Genomic DNA, 20223 nt, shown 5'->3' on the forward strand with positions numbered 1-20223 from the left:
AGCTGGGGCTGGCCCAACGGCTAAGATGGCAAAGGGCGGACGGATGGTCAAGCTCGAAAGACGGGCCTGATCCCCGCCATATCTGTCTTTCGCTGTTTTTTGCTTGGTTTCGCAACACCCGTCTGCGACCCAAGCAAATGAAATTGTTAATTTTTGTTAAGAAGGTCTGGACGTCCCATGTCGAAGGTCACAACCCCATATTTTTCATTCACCCCCGCTTCCGTCCCCCCCTCAGGGGCCGCGAGGGCGGGTGGGTTTCACACCTCGCATGGCGAGGTCCTGACTCCCGCTTTCATGCCCGTGGGGACCCAGGGGACCGTCAAGGGCATCACGCCGGTCCAGCTCCGGGAGGTGGGACCCCAGGTGATCCTCGGCAACACCTATCATCTGGGACTGCGCCCCGGAGACAGCCTGGTGGCCCGGCTGGGAGGCCTCCACCGGTTCATGGGATGGGATGGGCCCATCCTCACGGATTCCGGCGGGTTCCAGGTCTTCTCCCTGGCCTCGCTCCGGAAGATGACCGAGGACGGCGTCACCTTCCAGAGCCACGTCGACGGCAGCCCGCAGTTCCTGTCGCCGGAGCGGAGCCTGGAGATCCAGCGGAATCTGGGCTCGGACATCTGCATGGCCCTGGACGAGTGCCCGCCGGGGCGCATGGAGCGCGCCAAGCTTGAGGTCAGCATGGCCCGCACCACGCGGTGGTTGGCCCGCAGCCGCGCCGTGCCGCTCCAGCCGCACCAGGGGCTCTTCGCCATCAACCAGGGCGGGACCCACCTGGATCTGCGCCGGCGCCACCTGGCCGAGGCCATGGACCTGGACGCGAAGACCCCCTTCCAGGGCTTCGCCGTGGGCGGGCTCAGCGTGGGGGAGCCCAAGGACGAGATGAACGGCGTGCTGGCGGAGTTCGTGAAGGAGCTGCCCGAGGACCGGCCGCGGTACCTCATGGGCGTGGGCACGCCGGAGGATCTGCTCTTCGGCATCGAGCAGGGGGTCGATCTCTTCGACTGCGTGCTGCCCAGCCGGGAGGCCCGCCACGGGCGCATCCTGACCAGCCGGGGCAAGCTCAACCTCAAGAACGCCCGGCACCGGGAAACCGACCTGCCGCTGGATCCGGATTGCGGCTGCTACACCTGCCGGACCTTCAGCCGGGCCTACCTCCACCATCTCTTCCGCTGCGGCGAGCTGCTGGGCTTCACGCTGAACACGATCCACAACCTGAGCTACACTGTGGGGCTCACCCGCGACGCGCGGCAGGCCCTGCTGGAAAACCGATTTCCGGCGTTCGCCCAGACCGCGCGCGCCCGATGGCAGACCGAGGAGCCCTAGATGATGTACGCACTTCTTCAGCAGACCCAGGCCGGCGGCGGGCCCGCCTGGATCCAGTTCGTGTTCATCGGCGGCATGGCCCTGATGTTCTACTTCCTCCTCATCCGGCCCCAGAGCAAGGCCCGCAAGGAGATGGAGGCCCGCCTGTCCAAGCTGAAGGCCGGCGACGAGGTCGTGCTGACCTCCGGCCTCTACGCCACCATCGACCGCGTCGAGGACAAGCACATCTGGATCAAGCTCGGCGGCTCCGTGGTCAAGGCCCGGCGCGCGGCCGTGGCGGCCCTGGCCTCCGAACCTGAACAGCAGCAGAACTGATCCCCTGACCTTCCGGGCCGGCCCCCGCCGGCCCGCTTCTTGTAGGAGCGCCCCGTGACCAAGCGGAGCCTCTGGCGCCTCGCCATTGTTCTCGCCGTGCTGTTCGGCTGCGGCTACTTCTTCATGCCCCTCTCGAAGGTGAAGCTGGGCCTCGATCTCCGGGGCGGCGTCCACTTCGAGCTGGAGGTCCAGGGCCAGGAGGCCCTCGCGGCCGACCTGCGCGACAGCCGGGATCGCCTCACCGCCCGGCTCAAGGAGAAGGGTCTCCCTGGCGCCGTGGTGCAGGTGGACGGCGACGCCCTCCGGGTCGACGGCGTGGGCGCGGACCAGAAGGCCACGGTGGAGAAGGTCGCCAAGGACTACTTCTCGGGCTACGCCTTCAGCGCCGAGGGAGACGTCTTCCGGCTCACCCAGCGGGACTCCTACCAGAAGCAGCTGAAGGACGATGCCAACAAGCGCGCCCTGGAGGTCATCGAGAAGCGCATCCGCGACATCGACCCCGCCAACGTGCTGGAGCCCGAGATCACCGCCAGCGGCGCCGAAGGCAACCGCATCGTGGTGGAGATCCCCGGCATCGAGGAAGGCGACCGGGAGCGCATCAAGAAGTTGCTGGCCACGCCGGGCCACCTGGAGCAGCGCCTGGTGGCCAAGGCCCCCCAGGTCTACTTCAACACCAAGGAGGAGGCCCTGGCCTTCTTCAAGGGGACCATCCCGCCTGAGTTCGAGCTGTTCCCGGAGATCGAGAGCGAACGCCAGGCCCGCCGCACGGGCCAGTCCGTGACGAAGGCCAAGCCCGGTGAGGAGAGGATCAGCCGCTGGGTGCTCCTGGAGAGCCGCGTGGCCGTGGATGGCGCCGACATCATCGACTCGCACCGCGCCTCCAACTCCCAGACCGAGGCCAACGAGGTCAACTTCACCCTCAACAAAAAGGGGGATGACGACTTCGCCCGCCTTACGGGCATCGCCTCGGAGGAGAGCCGCTACATCGCCATCGTGCTCGACCGGAAAATCGTCACCGAGCTGACGGCCAAGGAAAAGATCATCGGTGGCGCAGTCCGGATCAGCGGCAGCTTCACCGCCCAGGAGGCCGACGACCTGGCGAGCCAGCTCCGGAGCGGCGCGCTTCGCGCCCCCATGAAGTTCCTGGAAGAGCGCGTGGTGGGTCCCGGCCTGGGACGCGACTCCATCCATGCCGGCGTGCGGGCGGCGGTCATCGGCTTCGCCGCCATCATCGGCTTCATGGTCCTCTTCTATCACTGGTCAGGCGTCAACGCGATCGTGGCCCTCACCGTGAACGTGATCGTGATGATGGGCCTGCTGGGCTCCTTCCGCGCCACCCTCACCCTGCCGGGCATCGCGGGCTTCGTGCTTACGCTGGGCATGGCGGTGGACGCCAACATCCTCATCTTCGAGCGCATCAAGGAAGAATTGGGCCTGGGCAAGAGCGTGCCTGGCGCCATCGACGCGGGCTTCGACCGCGTGTTCTGGACCATCGTGGACAGCCACGTGACCCAGCTCTTCGCCGCCCTGCTGCTCTTCATCTTCGGCACGGGCCCCGTGAAGGGCTTCGCCGTGACCCTGACTGTGGGCGTCGTGGCCTCGCTGTTCACCAGCATCTACATCAGCCGCTTCATCTACGATTGGGTCCTCGAGCACCATCCCGGCACCAAGACCCTCTCCGTGGGCAGCCACACCTTCTTCAAGGGCTCGTCCTACGACTTCATGAAGTACAAGGGCACGGCCATCGCCATCAGCTGGGGCATCATCCTGATCTCCCTCCTCTATGTGCGGCCCTGGAACCTCACCCACAACAACCGCATCCACCTCGGCATGCAGTTTGTGGGCGGCAACGACATGACCGTGCGGTTCCGCGGCGCCATGGAACCGGAGACCATCCGGGCTGCTCTCGCCAGGCAGGGCTATTCCGACGCCTCCGTGGTGGCCTACGAGAATCCTGACAGATCCATCCGCGACTTCTCGGTGAAGGTCAAGGCCAAGAAGGATGGGGACCAGAAGGACAGCACCATCCAAGCCAACGCCCTGCGCGCCATCTTCAAGAAGCTGGATCCCGAAGGTGCGACCAGCGCGCTGCCGGCCCTCAACCTCGAAGGCTCCAAGACGCTGACGGATACCCTGGTGAAGGCCAATCCCGCTGGCATCGGCGGTGACGAGATGGCGCTTCAGGCCGCCTACACGCCCTTCGCGGAGAAGGTGATTGCCGGCCGCGACCGCCTGCCATCGGGCCTCTACCAGAGCTTTGCCGAGCTGCCCCAGGACCTGCCCCAGGCGCTGCGGGACACCGTCCAGAAGAACTACCGGCTGGGCTCGGTGGGCATCCTGAAGGACGAGAGCTTCTCGCCCAGCATCTCCGGCGAGTGGACCCGCAAGACCCTCACGGCCGTGGCCTGGGCCCTGGGCGCCATCCTGGTCTACGTGATGTTCCGGTTCACGGCGAGCTTCTCCGTGGGCGGCATCGTGGCCCTGGTCCACGACATGCTCATGGCCCTGGCCCTCTTCGCGGCCTTCGGCTACGAGTTCAACGTGCCCGTGGTGGCCAGCTTCCTCACGCTGATGGGCTATTCCATGGCCGACACCATCGTGGTGTTCGACCGCATCCGCGAGAACAGCCACCGGCCGGAATACCGCCGCGCCAGCGTCACCAAGCTGGTGAACGACTCCATCAACCAGACCCTGGGCCGGACGATCCTAACCTCGCTGTCCGTGCTGTTCGTCTCGGTCTGCCTCTGGCTCTTCGGCGGGCCGGCCCTCCACGACCTGGCCTTCCCGCTGGTGATTGGCGTCATCACCGGCACCTACTCGTCCATCTACATCGCCAGCCCCGTGGTGGTGTACTGGGACCAGTGGTTCGGCGGGAAGGACAAGCTCAAGCAGCATGCGTGATCCATTCCGGGGGTTTCCCCGCCACGCCTGCGTGGCGGGGATCTAAGGTCCACGCTCCGCTTCGCTGCGCGAACACCCCCGGACCCCCAAGAAGAAGCCCGGCTGAGCCGGGCTTCTTCTTGTTCCCCGAATAGCGTTGTGGCCTATTTCAGGTGCTTCTCGAGGAACGCGTAGATCTCCTTTCGCGATTCCTGGGCCAGGGTGGTGTCGATGCGGTTGAAGCTGTGGCCGCCGGGGGCGTCCTGGTAGATCTTGTGCTCAAAGGTCTTGCCGGCGGCCTTGAGGGCATTGATAAGGGTCTCGACCTCCACCACATTCACGTCGCGGTCGTTGGTGGTGCTGTGGACGAGCAGGGGGGTGCGCAGCTTCTGGACGTTCCACACGGGACTGCGGCGTCGCACCATCTCCACGTCTTCGCTGGGGGTCTTGCCGGCGAACATGGTGCGGACCACGGCGTCGTCCCGGTACTCCTCGCCGGCGTAGCCCACCCGCATTAGGAGGTCGGACACGGGCACGCCGGCGTAGCAGGCGGCGAACTTCTCGGGGTGGTCGAAGACGGCCATGAGCGAGATGAGGCCGCCATGACTCCAGCCCACCATGGCGCAGCGCTTGGGGTCCACCGGGAGGTGCTCCACGGCCCAGTCGCGACCGGCCACCACGTCGTCGATCTCCAGGCCGCCGTAGTCGATGGCATCGTAGAGGCCCTTCCCGTAGCCTGTGGAGCCCCGGTAGTCGGGCGCCACCACGATGTAGCCGCGCTCGATCATCTCCCGCACGATGTGGGCGTGGTAGGTGCCGAAGTCGCCATGGACGCCTCCGTGGGGCAGCACGATGAGGGGCAGCTTCCGGCCCTTCTCGGCCTTGCGGGGGACGAAGACGTACTGCTGGATCTTCAGGGGGTGCCGCTGGTTCTTGATGCCATAGGTCTCCTCGCCCCGGGGGTTCGGCGGGCCGGTGTAGGTCACCTTGTCCACCACGGCCACGTCGGAGAGACGCTGGAACCAGAGCTGGTCGTCGGCGGCCTTGCGCAAAGAATCGAGTTCCCAGTGGAGGCCGCTCACGCGGGACTCCAGTCGCTTGACGCGGGCGTCCTCCGGGGCCTGGGCCGCGAGGGGGGGCAGGGCCAGGGCGCAGAGCAGGAGCGGGACGGGAAGGCGCATGGGAACCTCGGGATGGGCTGTCCCGAGGTTACTGCAACAGACCTCGTGTTGCGATGATCAGCCCTCCCAGCTCACCCAGCCCGCACGGCCGGGGATCTCCCGGCGGGAGACTGCCTTGGCCGGCGGGTTCGCCGCCTTCAGCTCCGGCAGCCAGTCCGCGTGGGTCCGGGCCACGACGCCGCGTTCCTTGAGGCCGCCCAGGAAGGCGTCGAAGGTCTCGAAGAGCGCGCCGCCTTCCACCTCGGTGTGGAGGGCGTAGACGTTCAGGGCGTCCTCCCGCACCAGGTCCCAGACCTCGCGGTTCACCTGGTCCGGCGTGCGCCCCTCCAGGCCCAGCAGCTCGTCCAGGGTGGGCAGGGTGGTGGGGATCTGGAGGGTCGACAGCGTGCGTCCCTTCACGATGGGGTAGAAGGGCGCGAGGCCCCGGCAGTCCCCCGCGTAGGCCAGGCCGTAGGCCTCCTGCAGCTCCAGCGTGGTGTCGTTGCAGCGCCAGGCCGGGCTCACCGCGCCCAGTGGCTTCTCGCCGAAGACGGTGCCGAACGCCTCATGGGCGTTCGCGTACCAGTCCGACAGCCATTTCCGCGACTTGCGGTCCAGCAGGTCGTGGTACTGCACATGGTCCCAGGCGTGGATGCCCACCTCGTGACCCGCGGTCTTGGCGGCCCGCATCTCGGCGGCGGCGCGCTTCCAGATGATGGGCGCAGGCAGCAGCACCCCGTACATCATGGTCTTGAAGCCGTAGAGCTTGGTGGCGTTGGTGCGCCGCATCTTGGCCAGGAAACCCTTGCGGAAGATGCGCCGGATGGCCTTGCCGCTGTTGTCGGGGCCGAAGCTGAAGTAGAAGCTGGCCCGCATCTGGTGCTTGTCCAGCAGGCGCAGGAGGGTGGGGATGCCCGTGACCGAGCCTTCCAGGGTGTCGACGTCCACGCGAAGCGAAATGGCTTTCATGAGGTTCCTTCCCGCTCCCATTGTTCCCGGCGGGCCGAAACCCCGCCAGGGCCGCTTTGTGGATCGCCCTGTCGCATGTATGCTTGGCCCGCTCACCACACTTGATCGAGGAACCCATGACAAAGAAACGTCTGGTACGCCTGTCGGAACTCACCGGCCTCAGGGCTGTTCCCAAGGGCCCCTGGCAGGGCCCGGCCGTGGCCGGCTCCGTGAGAGGCTTCCCCGTGGCCGTCGCCTGGACCCGCAATGACCGCCAGGCGCAGGCCACCCTCCTGGTGCGGTTCGCCAAGGGCTCCTGGACCGCGGGACCGGAGGGGCTGAAGCAGTTCGCCGAATCCTCGGAGGAACTCCGCGCGGCCGTGGGCAAGAAGACCCTCCCCAAGGCCCTGCTGAAGTCCTTCCAGCTCCTGGAGGACGGGCTCCTCTGCCAGTGGCCGTATTCGTTCTTCGCGCCCAGGCCCGAAGCGGTGGCCGCGGTACTCAAGGTCCTGGTGGCCTTCGCGGAGCGGGCGGCCAAGCCGGTGTCGGAGCAGTGCGAGGGCTGCGGACGGGAGACGCGGGAGGGCCTCTGGATGGCGGATGGCGTGCCCGTCCGGGTCTGCACCCCCTGCCGGGCCTCTCAGGACGAGCAGGCGCGGCGGGCGCAGGAAGCCTACCAGGCGATGGCCTCCAACCCCCTGGCCGGCCTCCTCTACGGGCTGGCCACGGGCGCGGTGCTGGCCGTGGCCTGGGGCGGTATCGCCTACCTGATCCACCGGATCTTCCTCTGGGGTGCCATCGGCATCGGCGTGGCGCTGGCCTGGACCATCAACCGGGGCATGGAGAAGGTGAACCACTTCGGGCGGGCGCTCACGGTGCTGCTGACCCTGGCCACGGTACTCGCGGGGGACTACCTGTTCATCCTCTTCTCAGCCGCTCAGGAATCGGAAGGTGGATTGAGCCTCCGTCTCGCTTCGGCGGTGGCGACCCACTTCTACGAGGTCGATTTCCAGAACGGGTCGGGCTTCGTGAGCCTCCTCTTCGCCCTGGTGGGAGCGGGCTACATCCTCTACGTGAACCGGCCGCCGCGGTTCCGCGTCACCTACGAGCCCTTGGGCTGAGGGGAAAAGGGCGCCGGAAGGCGCCCTTTTCTTGTCAGAGGAAATCATCAAAAAGGGCCCTTCCGTCATCCGTTATCCGATCTATGATCATCGCGATCCATTCCCGACAGTGCCATCACATAGGAGGTTCCGCCATGCAGAAGTCCCTCCACATCGATCCCAACAAGTGCACGGGCTGCCTCCAGTGCGAGATGGCCTGCGCGTGGGAGAACCACCGCAGCTTCACCATCGCGAAGTCGCGGATCAAAGTGTTCACCTTCCACAAGGAAGGCCGCTTCGTGCCCTACACCTGCACCCAGTGCGACGAGGCCTGGTGCCTGATCGCCTGCCCCGTGGACGCCATCCGACTGGACCCCGTCACCGGCGCGAAGATCGTGCTGGAGCCCACCTGTGTGGGCTGCAAGGTCTGCACCATCGCCTGCCCCTTCGGCACCATCAACTACGTGGCCTCCACCGGCAAGGTGCAGAAGTGCGACCTCTGCGATGGCGAGCCGGCCTGCGCCAAGGCCTGCCCGACCGGCGCCATCACCTATGTGGACGCCGACTGGACGGGGCTTGGCAAGATGCGCCAGTGGGCCGGCAAGACTGACACCAACCCGGCGACGGTGTGAGGAGCGACTGCCATGGCATGGACCAAGAACGTTCTCCGCGTGAACCTCGAGGCCGGCACCTGCACCACGGAGCCGCTGAACATGCAGTGGGCCCAGGATTACCTGGGCCAGCGGGGGCTCGCCACCAAGTACCTCGTGTCTGAGATCGACCCGAAGGTCGATCCCTTCTCCCCCAAGAACAAGCTCATCTTCGTGACGGGCCCGCTCACGGGCACCATGGCCGCTACCGGCGGACGCTACTCGGTGGTCACCAAGGGACCGCTCACGGGTGCCATCGCCTGCTCGAACTCCGGCGGCTACTTCGGCGCCGAACTGAAGTTCGCGGGCTGGGACATGGTGATCTTCGAAGGGGCGTCCCCGAAGCCGGTCTACCTCCTCATCAATGACGGCAAGGCGGAGCTGGTCGATGCATCCCACCTCTGGGGCAAGACCGTCTGGGAGACCGAGGAGACCATCAAGACCCAGCACCAGGATCCCCAGATCCGCGTGGCTGCCATCGGCCGGGCCGGCGAGAACCGGGTGCTCTACGCGGCCATCGTGAACGACCTGCACCGCGCCGCGGGCCGCTCCGGCGTCGGCGCCGTCATGGGCTCCAAGAACCTCAAGGCCGTGGCTGTCCGGGGCACCCGAACGGATGCGTACCAGATGGCCAACCCGGAGGCCTTCTTCGCCGCCACCGACGCCGGCAAGAAGGTGCTGGCCGCCAACGGCGTGACGGGGCAGGGGCTCCCCACCTACGGCACCCAGGTGCTGATGAACGTCATCAACGAGCTTGGGGCGCTGCCCACGCGCAACCACCGGGAGGTGCAGTTCGAAGGCGCCCACGACATCTCCGGCGAGGCCATGCACGAGAAGCGGCCCACGGACGGCAAGGCGAACCTCGTCACCAACGGCGCCTGCTTCGGCTGCACCATCGCCTGCGGCCGCATCTCCCGCATGGATCCCGGCCACTTCAGCATCAAGGACAAGCCCCAGTACCAAGGCGCTTCCGGCGGCGTGGAGTACGAAGCCGCCTGGGCCCTGGGCGCGGCCAATGGCGTGAACGATCTGGAGGCCCTCACCTACGCCAACTTCCTCTGCAACGAGGACGGATTCGATCCCATCACCTTCGGGGCCACCGTGGGCGCCGCCATGGAGCTCTACGAGATGGGCGTGCTCACCGAGCAGGAGGTGGGCTTCAAGCTGCCCTTCGGCTCCACGGAGGCGATGGTCAAGCTGGCGGAGCTGACCGCCAAGGGCGAGGGCTTCGGCAAGGTGATGGGCCTGGGCTCCAAGCGGCTCTGCACGAAGTACGGCCACCCCGAGCTGTCCATGACGGTCAAGAGCCAGGAGTTCCCGGCCTACGACGGGCGCTCCCTGCAGGGCATGGGCCTGGCCTATGCCACCAGCAACCGCGGCGCCTGCCACCTGCGCGGCTACATGGTGTCCCCCGAGGTCCTGGGCATCCCCGTGAAGATGGAACCCCAGGCCACGGAAGGGAAACCGGCCATGCTGAAGGCCTTCCAGGACCTCACGGCCGTGGTGGATTCCGCCGGCATCTGCCTCTTCACCACCTTCGCCTGGGGCCTCGCGGACATCCAGCCGCAGATCCAGGCCGCCTGCGAGGGCGACTGGTCCGAGGAGCGCCTGCTGCTGGTCGGCGAGCGCATTTGGAACATGGAGCGGGAGTTCAATCTCGCCGCCGGTTTCACGGCCAAGGACGACAGCCTCCCGCCGCGGCTGATGAAGGAACCCGCCCAGACCGGTCCCCAGAAGGGCGCCGTGTCCAAGCTCGACGTCATGCTGCCGGAGTACTACCAGGTGCGCGGCTGGACCAAGGATGGCGTCCCCACCGCTGAAACGCGCAAGCGCCTCGGCGTATGAAGAGAGCATGAGGTTCCCATGAAGCACCTCATCATCGGAAGCGGGCCGGCCGGGGTGGTCGCGGCAGAGACCCTACGCAAGGCCGACCCCGCCGCGGAGATCACCCTGCTCTGCGGCGAGGGGGAGCCTCCCTACGCCCGAATGGCCATCCCCTACCTGCTGAAGGGAGAGATCGAGGAGGCGGGCACCCACATCCGGAAGGACGCCGACCACTACGGCCGCCTGCGGATCCAGCTGGTTCAGGCCCGGGCGAAGGGCATCGACACGGCCCGCCGCACCGTCGATCTGGGCGACGGCCGCCAGCTCCCCTTCGACCGGCTGCTCATCGCCACGGGATCCCATCCCAGCCTGGAGACGATCCCGGGCATGGACCTCCCCGGCGTTCACAGCTGCTGGACCCTCGAGGACGCCCGGACCATCCTCGCCCAGGCCCGCCCCGGCACCCGCATCGTCCAGATGGGCGCGGGCTTCGTGGGCTGCATCATCATGGAGGGCCTGCTCTCCCGTGGCGTGGACCTCACCATCCTCGTCCGCAGCGGCTACATGGTGCGCCGCATGATGAACCCCACCGCCAGCGGCCTCATCCGCAAGTGGTGCGAGGCCAAGGGCGTGAAGGTCCTCACCCACACCCAGCCCCAGGGCCTCTCGATCAAGGAGGGCGTCCTCCAGGTGGCTTTGGGCGAAGGGCGCGTGTTGCCGGCGGACCTCTACCTCAGCGTGGTGGGCGTGGACCCCACCCTGGGCTTCCTGGAGGGCAGCCGCATCGAAGTGGGCCACGGCATCCTGGTGGACGCCGCCATGCAGACCAGCGTTCCCGGCATCTATGCCGCGGGGGACGTGGCCGAGGCGACGGATTGCCTAACGGGCCAGCGGCGGATCAACGCCATCCAGCCCAACGCGGTGGAGCAGGGCCGGATCGCCGCGCTGAACATGGCCGGGAAGCCTGCCCAGTTCCGCGGGAGCTTTGTCTTCAACGTGCTGACCACGCTCGGCCTGGTGTCTTCCTCCTTCGGGGAATGGCAGGGGGTGCCGGGCGGGGAATCCACCGAGGTGCTCGACGAGGCCCACTACCGCTACCTGAACCTCCAGTTCGACGGGGACCGGTTGGTGGGCGCCAATTGCGTGGGGTTCGCCGACCACGTGGGCGCCTTCCGCGGGCTCATCGAAGGGAGGATCCGCCTGGGCATTTGGAAGCAGCGCCTCCTGGAAGATCCGACGCGGATCATGCAGGCCTACCTCGCGGCCGCGCATCGGGTGGCATGAAGATCACCTTCAAGCTCTTCGCCTCCCTCGCCGCCCATCTGCCGCCGGAGGCGCGAAGGCGGCACCGCATCGATCTGGAGGTGGATCCGGGCTGCACGGTGGGCGAGGTGATCCGCCGCCAGGGCGTTCCGCCAGCCCAGTGCGCCATCGTGCTGGTGGACGGCGCCTGGGTGGCCGCCTCGGACTGGGACTCCCGCACCTTGACCGAAGGGCAGGCCCTGGCCATCTGGCCACCCGTGGCCGGCGGCTGATGGACCACCGCCTGGATCTGGAGATGGCCATCTCCCGGGAGGAATTCCTGCGCCTGTTGCCCGGAGCCGTGGGATCCTTCGCCGAAGGGGAGGAGGGCCTCTTCCGGGGTGCGGATGGCGCCGGGGGCTGGACCATCCGGCTCGTGTCCCTGGAGGAGCTCCGCCTGGGCAGCGTGGTCCTGCCCCGGCACCGTGTCGAGGTCCGCCTCGCGGACTGCCCGGCGGAGGCGGCCCAGGCTTTCATGGCCCGGCTTCTGCGCGGCTTCATGCGGGGCGGGGGCTAGAAAACCTCAAGGTCCCGTATAATCCCCGAATGCCCACCCCGCGCTCCTCCGGAATCCTCCGCTCCTTCCCGCCGGTCTTCTGGCTGGCGAACGTCATGGAGCTCTTCGAGCGGGCGGCCTACTACGGCCTCAACTCGGTGCTCGCGGTCTACCTCACGAACGAGGTCGTGAAGGGCGGCCTGGGCTTCACGGAGCAGTCCGTGGGCTTCCTCCAGAGCCTGATCTACGCCTTCACCTACGTCATTCCCATCGCCGGCGGAGCCCTGGCGGACCGCTACGGCTACCGACGCATGCTGCTCTTCGCCTTCTCCATCCTGACGGCAGGCTATTTCGTGGCGGGGAACGTCACCTCCTACGGCGCGGTCTTCGCGGGGCTGCTGGTGATGGCGACCGGCGCGGGCCTGTTCAAGCCCATCATCTCGGGCACCCTGGCCCGCACCACCACGGAGGAGAACTCCGGATTCGGCTTCGGCATCTACTACTGGATGATCAACATCGGCGCCTTCCTGGCGCCCCTGGTCGTGAGCGTGCTGAAGGGGTTCTCCTGGCGTTACGTGTTCATCGCCTCGGCCCTCTACTGCGCGGCCATGCTGGTGCCCACGGTCTTCCTGTTCAAGGATCCGCCGAAACCCGAGAACACCAAGAGCCTGAAGGAGGTCGCCCACGGGGCGGCCCTCGTGCTGGGCGACGCGCGCTTCATGCTGATGATCGTGGTGTACTCCGGCTTCTGGATCCTCTACTTCCAGAACTTCGGGTCCGTGCTCTGGTACCTGCGCGACTTCGTGGATGCCACGCCCGTGAACCGCTTCTTCGCGTCCTTCGGCGTGCCCCTCAAGTTCGACGCCGAGCATGTCACCGTGGTCAACGGCGGCACCATCATCCTGCTGCAGGTGCTCGTCAGCCGCATCGTGAAGAAGATCCGGCCCCTGCCCACCATGGTCTCGGGCATCGTCATCGGCACCCTCGGGTTCCTGTGCCTGGCAGCCTCCACCAATGTGTGGGTGTTCATCCTGGGCATCTCGGTCTTCTCCATCGGCGAGATGACGGCCCATCCGAAGTACTACAGCTACGTGGGCCTGGTGGCGCCGGCGGACAAGAAAGCCGTCTACATGGGCTATGCCTTCCTCTACGGCGTCATCGGCAGCCTCATCGGCTCGAGCCTTGGGGGCGCCCTCTACGGAGCCATGCTGAAGCCCATGGTGGGCCAGCCCGGCGGCCCTGCCGCGGCCCGCGCCTTCTGGCTGTTCTTCGTGGCGCTCAACGTGGTGGCGGCCGTCGGCCTCGTCCTCTACGACCGCTTCTTCGCCATGGACACGCCGGAGACCAACGAGAAGGCCCGCAAGATCATGCTGGGGATCTACGTCCTGCTCCTCGCCGCGGGCGTGGCGTTCGTCTGGTCGGCGGTGGCCGGCCCCTCCGTTTCCTACAAGACTCTGGTCCAGGCCGTGATCATGCTGGCCCTGGGCGCGGGTGGAACGGTGGTCAGCCTCCGCAAGGGCTGAGACCTCGTTCGGGGGCTCAGCTCTGCCTGAATCCCTGCGACCGGTCCGTGCGCCGGGCCTGGATGAAGCGGTGGATGGGCTCCAGGTCCATGTCCGGGCCCGGATGCAGCACCACGCCGAGGCGCGTGGGGTAGTCCTGGCCCTCGAGGTAGGCGAGATGGCGGACCTCGCCGGGACAGTGGAGGACCGATCCGTCCGGCAGCTTCGCGTCGATCTCCACCGGAGCGTGGAGGTCCACCATCAGGGGCTCGTCGAGGGCGAGTCCCACACCGGTCTCGGTGAGGTTCACCAGCAGGGCATCAAGGGTTCGCCCCCCCAGGCCCACCCGGACCTTCAGCGGCGCCTGCTCAGGCGCGGCCACGCGCATGTCCCGCCGGCGGTGCAGCTGCGCGGACTCGTGGGGCCAGTCCAGGCGCAGGAGCGGATCGCCGGCCTCGTCCTGGAGGGGGGCCAGCAGGATGGAGTCCAGGGTGAGCACCTCCTCGCCCAGCAGCACGGTGAGGGTGACGGCGGTGCCCTCGGCGGGCCTCGCATCCCGGGCATGCAGGCCGGACAGCTCCAGGGTCGAGCCGGGGCGGAAGCTGTGGAGGCGGAGGTCCCCCAGCAGCCGGGAACTGATGCCCTGGAGCCTCAGGCTGGCCACCGCCTTGGTGAGGCGGGCCTGGATGAGGAACTGTTCCAGGACGGGGGCCGACAAGGTGGAGTGTCCCATGGGGTGATGCCTTTCAAATGCCCTGGCTCAGCCGTTCGGCCAGGGTGCGGTGCAGTCCCGCCTCCAGGATGGCCTTGGCCGCGCCCTTCACGTCGTACTCGATGCGGTGGAGACGGAGCCGCTTCCGCCTGGGGTCGAAGGTCATGAAGGATACCCTGGGATCGCGATCCCGGGGCTGACCCACGGAGCCAGGGTTCACCAGGTACCGGCAGTGCGGCTGCATCTCGAACCAGACGCCAGGATCGAGGCAGATCCAGTTCAGCCGGCCCTGGGCCTCGTCCAGCTCGAAGCAGCCAGGCAGGTGGGTGTGGCCGAAGAAGCAGAGGGGCCCCTGGAAGGCGTCGAAGGCCTGGCCGATCTCCCGCATGTGCAGGAGGTAGGCGTCCTCGTCCACCGGGGAGCCATGAGCGATCTGGTAGTCGTCCCCCACCCACTGGGGTCCCACCGGGAGGTCCGCCAGGAACCGCCAGTTGTCCTGCCGCAGCTTCTCCCGGGTCCAGTCCGCGGCCATGTGGGCGGGCAGGCTGAAGCTGCCGTCGGGCTCGAGGCCTGCGCAGACCTTGTCATGGTTGCCCCGGACCATGAATCGGGGCCGCAGCTCGCGGACTTTGTCCAGCAGCTGGTTCGGATGGGCCCCATAGCCCACCAGGTCCCCCAGGAGCACGAAGCGGCGGATGGCCCTCCGTCGCGCGAACCGCAGCACGGCCCGGAGGGCGTGCAGGTTCGAATGCAAATCGGAAAGAATCAAATCCAATGGGATATTCCTGGGGGAGACCCCCATTCTAACAAGCCCTCAACAGGGCGGAGACAAGATCCTCGGGATTTCGGCCGAAGGAGAGCAGGGCGGGGGCGAGGGACCAGGCCGAGGCGCGGGCGGCGCACCGGGCCATGAAGGCGCTCCGGTCCTGGGCCAGGGGGCGCAGGGGATCCCGTCCCACCCGTTCCCATGCCCGGGCCGGCGGCTCCGCCAGCCAGAGGGGCGCGCAGCCGGCGGCGGCGACGGCCTCCCGGTTGGCCGGGGACTCCCAGGCGCCGCCCCCCAGGGCCACCACGGCGGGCTGGGTCAGGAGGGTGGGCAGCAGGGCCGTCTCCAGGGCCCGGAAGGCGCCTTCGCCCCGCTCGGCGAAGATGACGCTCACCGGAAGGCGCTGATCCGCCTCGATCACGTCGTCCAGGTCATGGAAGGCCAGGCCCAGCTGCCGGGCCAGAAGCCGGCCGAGGGTGCTCTTCCCGGCGCCGCTGCCGCCCAGGAGCACCACGCCCTGCCCCCGCCGGAAGGGCGGTCGGACGTGCCACCGCGCCTGCTGGACCTCCCAGCCCAGGGTGGCCGGGTCGGCGCTGCGGTGGACCTCGCCCACCATGGCCATGGACTCGGCCCCGGCCTCGAAGCAGGTCCTGGCGTCCGCGGGCCCCAGGCCGCCGATGGCGATGGGCGCGAGGCCCTGCGCCCGCAGGGCCGCGCAGCCCGCGCGGAGCCCTTCGAGACCGATGGGCGTGGCGTGATCAGACTTCGTGGCCGTGCCGCGGAAGGGGCCCAGGCCGGCATGGTCACAGGCCGGGTCGACGGCCTCCCATTCCACGGGGCCATGGGTCGAGGCGCCGACATGGCAGCCGCCCAGTCCAGGGAGGCGCCGCGCCTCGGCCGCGGGCAGGTCGCCCTGGCCCAGGTGCAGGCCCCAGGGGGCGAGCCCTTCCTGGGCCGCAAGCATGGCCAGGTCCGCCCGATCGTTCACGCAGATGAAGGGCCAGCCGCCGTTCGCCGCCGCGTCCGCCAGGGCCGCGCGCAGCTCCAGCCACTGCGATCTCGCATCCAGGGGCTTCCCCCGGAACTGAACCAGCGGGAACCCCGCCCCGCCCAGGCGGCGGATCTGGGCCGACAAGGGTTCTGGACGCGAGGCGTCGGTGATGGGGTAGAGGGGCGGGAGGGGGAGCATGGCTGGCCAGTCTACCGCTGGCCGGTTGAAAGGCGGGCCCGCCCTGCCGGCGGGTTGAATGGCCGACAGGACGGGCCGTGGATTCAGGCCGGAAGTTCTTAGTAGACCACCTCGAAGGGCCGCATCATGTCGTTCTCCTCGTGTTCCAGGATGTGGCAGTGGTAGACGTAGGTGCCGAAGGACCGCGTCGCCGGGTTCTTGTCGAGGGCACTGGTCCAGGGAAGGTCGAACTTGGCGCGGACCCGCGTCACGAACCCGGGGTAGGCCTTCGCGGTGTCCTTGCCGCCCATCTCTTCGGGGGCGGGCGGAAGGAGCGGTCCCGTGACGTAGTCGGCAAGGACCGGCTTCAGGCTGGGCTGGCGGCCGGAAGCCAGGTAGGCGTCCCAGGCGGCCTTGTAGAGCGGTTCTCCGGAATCCGGATCCATGATCAGCGCCTGGCGGTTCACGACCTGGAACGAGACCAGATGCGGGTGCATGGGATGCGCATCGCCGGTCAGGTTGATCCAGACCCAGGTTTCGGTGGTCCCCGCCTGGAGGAAGTCGGTCGTCGGATCCATGTAGGCGTACCCATTCAGTTTCATGACGGCTGGGGTGTGTGTGACGGGGTCCTCGGTCTCCTCGCCCACGACTTCGCGCTCGGCAAGCTTGGGTGTCCGAGCCAGGCGGGGGATGGCGGGCAGCTTCAGGCTGGCGGCCGGGACGCTGAGGTCTGGGCTGTTTGCGGGTACGGGCGTGTCGACCAGGAACTGCATCAGTTCGGGAATGTCGATCTCGCCGCCATCGGGATAGGGCGCGGGGGCCAAGTTCTTCATGATCACCGCATCCCCCAGGGGGATCTGAGTGAAATCCACGATCACATCGAAGCGTTCACCGGGCGCGATGAGCAAGTGGGTCATCCCCGCGGGACTTGGCAGGAGGCCCTGCTCGGAACCGATCACATGGAAGGGCAGCAGCGTCCCCAGGTGGTCGAAGCCCACGTCGAAAAACCGGGCCTGGGCACCATTCAGGAAGCGGAGCCGATAGCGCCTGGGTTCGGTATCCAGGCGCGGGTAGGCTTTGCCGTTGATGACCGGCGTATCACCGAAGAATTCCGGGACCCAGATCGGGTGGATGGCGTTGTTGCCCACGGTGGGGTAGAACAGCGTTCCGTCCGCGTTGAAGGTCTTGTCCTGGAGCACGATGGGCAGGTGGTAGTTGCCTGTGGGCACCGGCTGTTCGTAGAGCGTCTTGCCGTTGTCGACCGAATCGAAGATCAGATAGGCGGCGGCGAGTCCCAGGTAGGGATTAAAGCGTGTCGCCCCCCAAGCGTGGTCGTGGTACCACAGGAAGGTGGCCGGCTGCTCGTTGGTGTAGGTGAACGTGTCCGTGACGAAGTCCGGCCCTTTCTGGCCTGCGGCCGTCCACCACTGCTGCGGGGTGCCATCGAAGCGGGCCGCGGTCTTGCCGCCATGGAGGTGGGGGATGGCCCGGCCCGTGGGCAGGTCCGAACCCATGATGGTGGGATCGATGGAGTCTTTGAGCGGGAAGGCGTTGGGATCGGTCGGCAGCTGGTTGATCCACTTCACAACCACGGATCGTCCCTGCTGCGCCACGATGGTGGGACCCAGGTAGACCCCCGGCTGCCCGGCCATCCCGTAAGTCCAGACCGTCGCCGGACCGAGCTCTGAATGGAACTGGTGCGTGTGTTGGGTCATCGCAATCTCGTAGTAGTCGGCCCATCCATGCATCAGCTGCTGCGGTGTGGGCGTGGCCACGGGCGGGATGGGCAGAGGGTCCACCCACTTGGTGAGAAGGGGACTGACTCCGAGAGTGCCCGGCCCTCCCTGCGCCCAGCAGGGCGTGGCCATGGAACCGACGGAGAGGAGGCTGCTGAGCAGGGTCAGCTTCAGCAGGGACTTGGGGGGAGCGAGGATCATGGCGGCCTCCAGCGGACGCGATGAAGAGGTTTGGGATAACGACAGGCCGTCACGCCCCCCATGGACGTGACGGCCCTCGAACACACAGATCCACCCCCCTGAAAGGAGCAGCGTCCTCATTCAGGTGCGTCATGAATCCGGCTTGTCTAGCTCAAGATAGGCCGTTGGGACTAGGCAACCAAAAAAAAATACATTCCGTGATGCCCGATCGAATGTTGTCCCCTCAGAAACCTCCTCGCCCCAATGACGGGAGCAGGGGCGCAGTTTCCTGGGGTGATCTTAGGGGCTGAGCCTCGGTCTCAGGCCGCCTCGCCCTCCGCGAACTGCAGCCGCACGAGCTTGGCGTACACGCCGTCCTGGGCGATGAGGGCGTCGTGGTTGCCGCGCTCCACGAGGACGCCCTGGTCCATGACCCAGATCTCGTCGGCGTCGCGGATGGTGGAGAGGCGGTGGGCGATGGTGAAGGTGGTGAGGCGGTGGCTCACGTGCTCGATGACGTTCTGGATCTTGGCCTCGGTCTCGGAGTCGATGTTGGCGGTGGCCTCGTCCAGCAGCAGCACGGCGGGCTCCAGGTAAAGCATGCGGGCGAAGGCCAGGAGCTGCCGCTCCCCGGCGCTGAGCTTCTGGCCCCGCTCCCCCACCTGGGTCTCCAGGCCCTGGGGCAGGCGGGACACCAGGTCCTTCAGTTGGCTCTGCTCCAGCACCGAGGCCAGGCGGACCTCGTCGAGGGGGCGGTCCAGTACGATGTTGTCGCGCAGGGTGCCGGAGAACACGAAGACATCCTGGAGCACCAGTCCGAAGAGGTCGCGCAGGCTGCGGATCTTCAGGTCCCGCACGTCCACGCCGTCCACGGTGATGCGTCCCTCGTGCACGTCGTAGAAGCGCATGAGCAGGTTGATGAGCGTGCTCTTGCCGGCGCCGGTGTGGCCCACCACGGCCACGCGGCGGCCCTTGGGGATGACGCCGCTCAGCTCGCGGACCACCTTCCGGCCGCCCTCCTCGTAGGCGAAGGAGACGTTCTCCAGGCGCACCTCGCCAGTGAACGTGGCAGGCTTCGCGCCGGGCGCCTCGGGGATCTCCTCCTGGTTGTCCAGCAGGCGGAAGATGCGCTCGCTGGAGGCCAGGGCCGTCTGCATCACGTTGTAGCGCTCCGCCAGTTCCCGGATGGGCCGGAAGAACCGCCCCGACTGCTGGATGAAGGCCAGGAGCAGGCCCCAGGTGATGGCCCCGGCCTGGAGCTTGAAGCCCGCGTAGAAGATGAGGGCCGCCAGGGTGCCGGAGGTGATGAACTCCACCACGGGGAAGAACACGGCATAGGCGAAGATGGTGCGAAGGAAGGCCTGGAAGTAGTCCTCGTTCAGGCCCTTGAACTGGGCGTCGCTGCGCGCCTCCTGCGCGTTCACCTGCACCAGGCCCATGCCGGAGATCTGCTCCTGGAGGAAGGCGTTGATGCTCGCGTAGCGTCGCTGGGTCTCCCGGAAGGCCTCGCCCGCCCGGCGGCGGAAGATCTCCGTGGCCACGAGCAGGAAGGGCAGGATGCCCAGGGCCACCAGGGCCATGCCCGGATGGGTCCAGAACATCCAGGCCACGATGGCCAGCAGGGAGAGCGCGTCCCCCACGATGGCCACGAAGCCCGAGGCGAACATCTCGTTGAGGTTCTGGACGTCGCTGGTGACCCGGGTCATGAGGCGGCCCACGGGGTTCCGGTGGAAGAAGTCCGTGCTGCGGCCCATGAGGTGCTCGAAGAGCTGCACCCGCAGGTCGAGCATGGCCTTCTGGCCCACCTGGGCCAGCAGGAAGTAGCGCGCGAAGCTCACGAGGAACCCGGCGATGAGCACTCCGAAGAACCCGGCGATCATGGGAGCCGCGCCCTTCAGGCTGCCCTGGGCCATGAACCGGTTGATGAGCCGGAGCGTCAGCTCCGAGGGCATGACCTCCAGGAAGGCGCCCAGGGCCATCAGGAACAGCAGGGCCAGGAGGGCGGCCCACTGGGGGCGGAGATAGCCGGCCAGGCGCCAGAGCAGCGTGTGGCGCATGGGCCGCTGGTCCATCCGGTCGGATTGAAAGTAGGCTTCCTGTTCGGACATGGGGCCATTCTCCCACAGGCGCCCCGATTCCCGTCGCGACCAGGACGGAT

17 protein-coding genes are annotated in these 20223 nt (G+C 67.5%); 10 read left to right on the forward strand and 7 right to left on the reverse strand.

The window, feature by feature from the left end:
• Nucleotides 1-177 precede the first annotated feature (177 nt).
• From tgt to secD, 3 genes are read left to right on the forward strand one after another with little or no spacing between them, the layout of a single operon-like run.
• Nucleotides 178-1326, forward strand: coding sequence for a tRNA guanosine(34) transglycosylase Tgt (gene tgt, locus MLJ35_RS03115; RefSeq protein WP_275976298.1), 1149 nt, complete (start codon nt 178-180; stop codon nt 1324-1326).
• Nucleotides 1327-1641 (forward strand): preprotein translocase subunit YajC, encoded by a 315-nt coding sequence (gene yajC, locus MLJ35_RS03120; RefSeq protein ID WP_243294051.1) that lies wholly within the window; start codon nt 1327-1329, stop codon nt 1639-1641.
• 54 nt (nt 1642-1695) lie between these two features.
• Complete coding sequence (secD, locus tag MLJ35_RS03125) at nt 1696-4542, forward strand: protein translocase subunit SecD (RefSeq protein ID WP_243382897.1); 2847 nt, start codon at nt 1696-1698, stop codon at nt 4540-4542.
• Between the two features lie 143 nt (nt 4543-4685).
• Here secD and MLJ35_RS03130 read toward each other — a convergent pair whose 3' ends face one another.
• On the reverse strand, nt 4686-5702 hold the full coding sequence (locus tag MLJ35_RS03130; RefSeq protein WP_243320509.1) for an alpha/beta hydrolase family protein: 1017 nt from the start codon (nt 5700-5702) through the stop codon (nt 4686-4688).
• 57 nt (nt 5703-5759) lie between these two features.
• Nucleotides 5760-6650 (reverse strand): polysaccharide deacetylase family protein, encoded by an 891-nt coding sequence (locus tag MLJ35_RS03135; protein ID WP_243382899.1) that lies wholly within the window; start codon nt 6648-6650, stop codon nt 5760-5762.
• Nucleotides 6651-6766: 116 nt separating this feature from the next.
• Between MLJ35_RS03135 and MLJ35_RS03140 the strand changes: the two genes are divergently transcribed.
• The 7 genes from MLJ35_RS03140 to MLJ35_RS03170 all read left to right on the forward strand — a co-directional run bounded on the left by MLJ35_RS03140 (nt 6767) and on the right by MLJ35_RS03170 (nt 13524).
• Nucleotides 6767-7750 (forward strand): hypothetical protein, encoded by a 984-nt coding sequence (locus MLJ35_RS03140; RefSeq protein WP_243382901.1) that lies wholly within the window; start codon nt 6767-6769, stop codon nt 7748-7750.
• A gap of 134 nt (nt 7751-7884) precedes the next feature.
• Nucleotides 7885-8361, forward strand: a complete 477-nt coding sequence (locus tag MLJ35_RS03145; RefSeq protein WP_243382903.1) for a 4Fe-4S dicluster domain-containing protein — start codon at nt 7885-7887, stop codon at nt 8359-8361.
• Between the two features lie 12 nt (nt 8362-8373).
• Nucleotides 8374-10224: an aldehyde ferredoxin oxidoreductase family protein gene (locus MLJ35_RS03150; RefSeq protein WP_243382904.1), complete on the forward strand. Its 1851-nt coding sequence runs from the start codon at nt 8374-8376 to the stop codon at nt 10222-10224.
• An 18-nt stretch (nt 10225-10242) separates the two neighbouring features.
• Nucleotides 10243-11487, forward strand: coding sequence for an NAD(P)/FAD-dependent oxidoreductase (locus tag MLJ35_RS03155; protein WP_243382906.1), 1245 nt, complete (start codon nt 10243-10245; stop codon nt 11485-11487).
• Nucleotides 11484-11738: a sulfur carrier protein ThiS gene (gene thiS / locus MLJ35_RS03160; RefSeq protein WP_243382908.1), complete on the forward strand. Its 255-nt coding sequence runs from the start codon at nt 11484-11486 to the stop codon at nt 11736-11738. The genes MLJ35_RS03155 and thiS overlap by 4 nt, the downstream gene beginning before the upstream one ends.
• Nucleotides 11738-12022, forward strand: a complete 285-nt coding sequence (locus MLJ35_RS03165) for a hypothetical protein (RefSeq protein WP_243382910.1) — start codon at nt 11738-11740, stop codon at nt 12020-12022. Before thiS ends, MLJ35_RS03165 begins: the two co-directional genes overlap by 1 nt.
• A gap of 29 nt (nt 12023-12051) precedes the next feature.
• Nucleotides 12052-13524 (forward strand): MFS transporter, encoded by a 1473-nt coding sequence (locus tag MLJ35_RS03170; RefSeq protein WP_243382911.1) that lies wholly within the window; start codon nt 12052-12054, stop codon nt 13522-13524.
• Nucleotides 13525-13540: 16 nt separating this feature from the next.
• Here MLJ35_RS03170 and MLJ35_RS03175 read toward each other — a convergent pair whose 3' ends face one another.
• The 5 genes from MLJ35_RS03175 to MLJ35_RS03195 form a co-directional block, all read right to left on the reverse strand.
• Nucleotides 13541-14236, reverse strand: a complete 696-nt coding sequence (locus tag MLJ35_RS03175; protein WP_243382913.1) for a PilZ domain-containing protein — start codon at nt 14234-14236, stop codon at nt 13541-13543.
• A gap of 13 nt (nt 14237-14249) precedes the next feature.
• Nucleotides 14250-15017, reverse strand: a complete 768-nt coding sequence (locus MLJ35_RS03180; RefSeq protein ID WP_275976299.1) for a metallophosphoesterase family protein — start codon at nt 15015-15017, stop codon at nt 14250-14252.
• 1 nt (nt 15018) lies between these two features.
• Complete coding sequence (locus MLJ35_RS03185) at nt 15019-16170, reverse strand: shikimate kinase (protein ID WP_243382917.1); 1152 nt, start codon at nt 16168-16170, stop codon at nt 15019-15021.
• Between the two features lie 98 nt (nt 16171-16268).
• Nucleotides 16269-18086 (reverse strand): multicopper oxidase family protein, encoded by a 1818-nt coding sequence (locus MLJ35_RS03190; RefSeq protein ID WP_243382919.1) that lies wholly within the window; start codon nt 18084-18086, stop codon nt 16269-16271.
• Between the two features lie 299 nt (nt 18087-18385).
• Nucleotides 18386-20173, reverse strand: coding sequence for an ABC transporter ATP-binding protein (locus tag MLJ35_RS03195; protein ID WP_243382921.1), 1788 nt, complete (start codon nt 20171-20173; stop codon nt 18386-18388).
• Nucleotides 20174-20223 lie beyond the last annotated feature (50 nt).

The sequence above is a fragment of the Geothrix alkalitolerans genome, from assembly GCF_022808885.1.
GTDB lineage: Bacteria > Acidobacteriota > Holophagae > Holophagales > Holophagaceae > Geothrix > Geothrix alkalitolerans.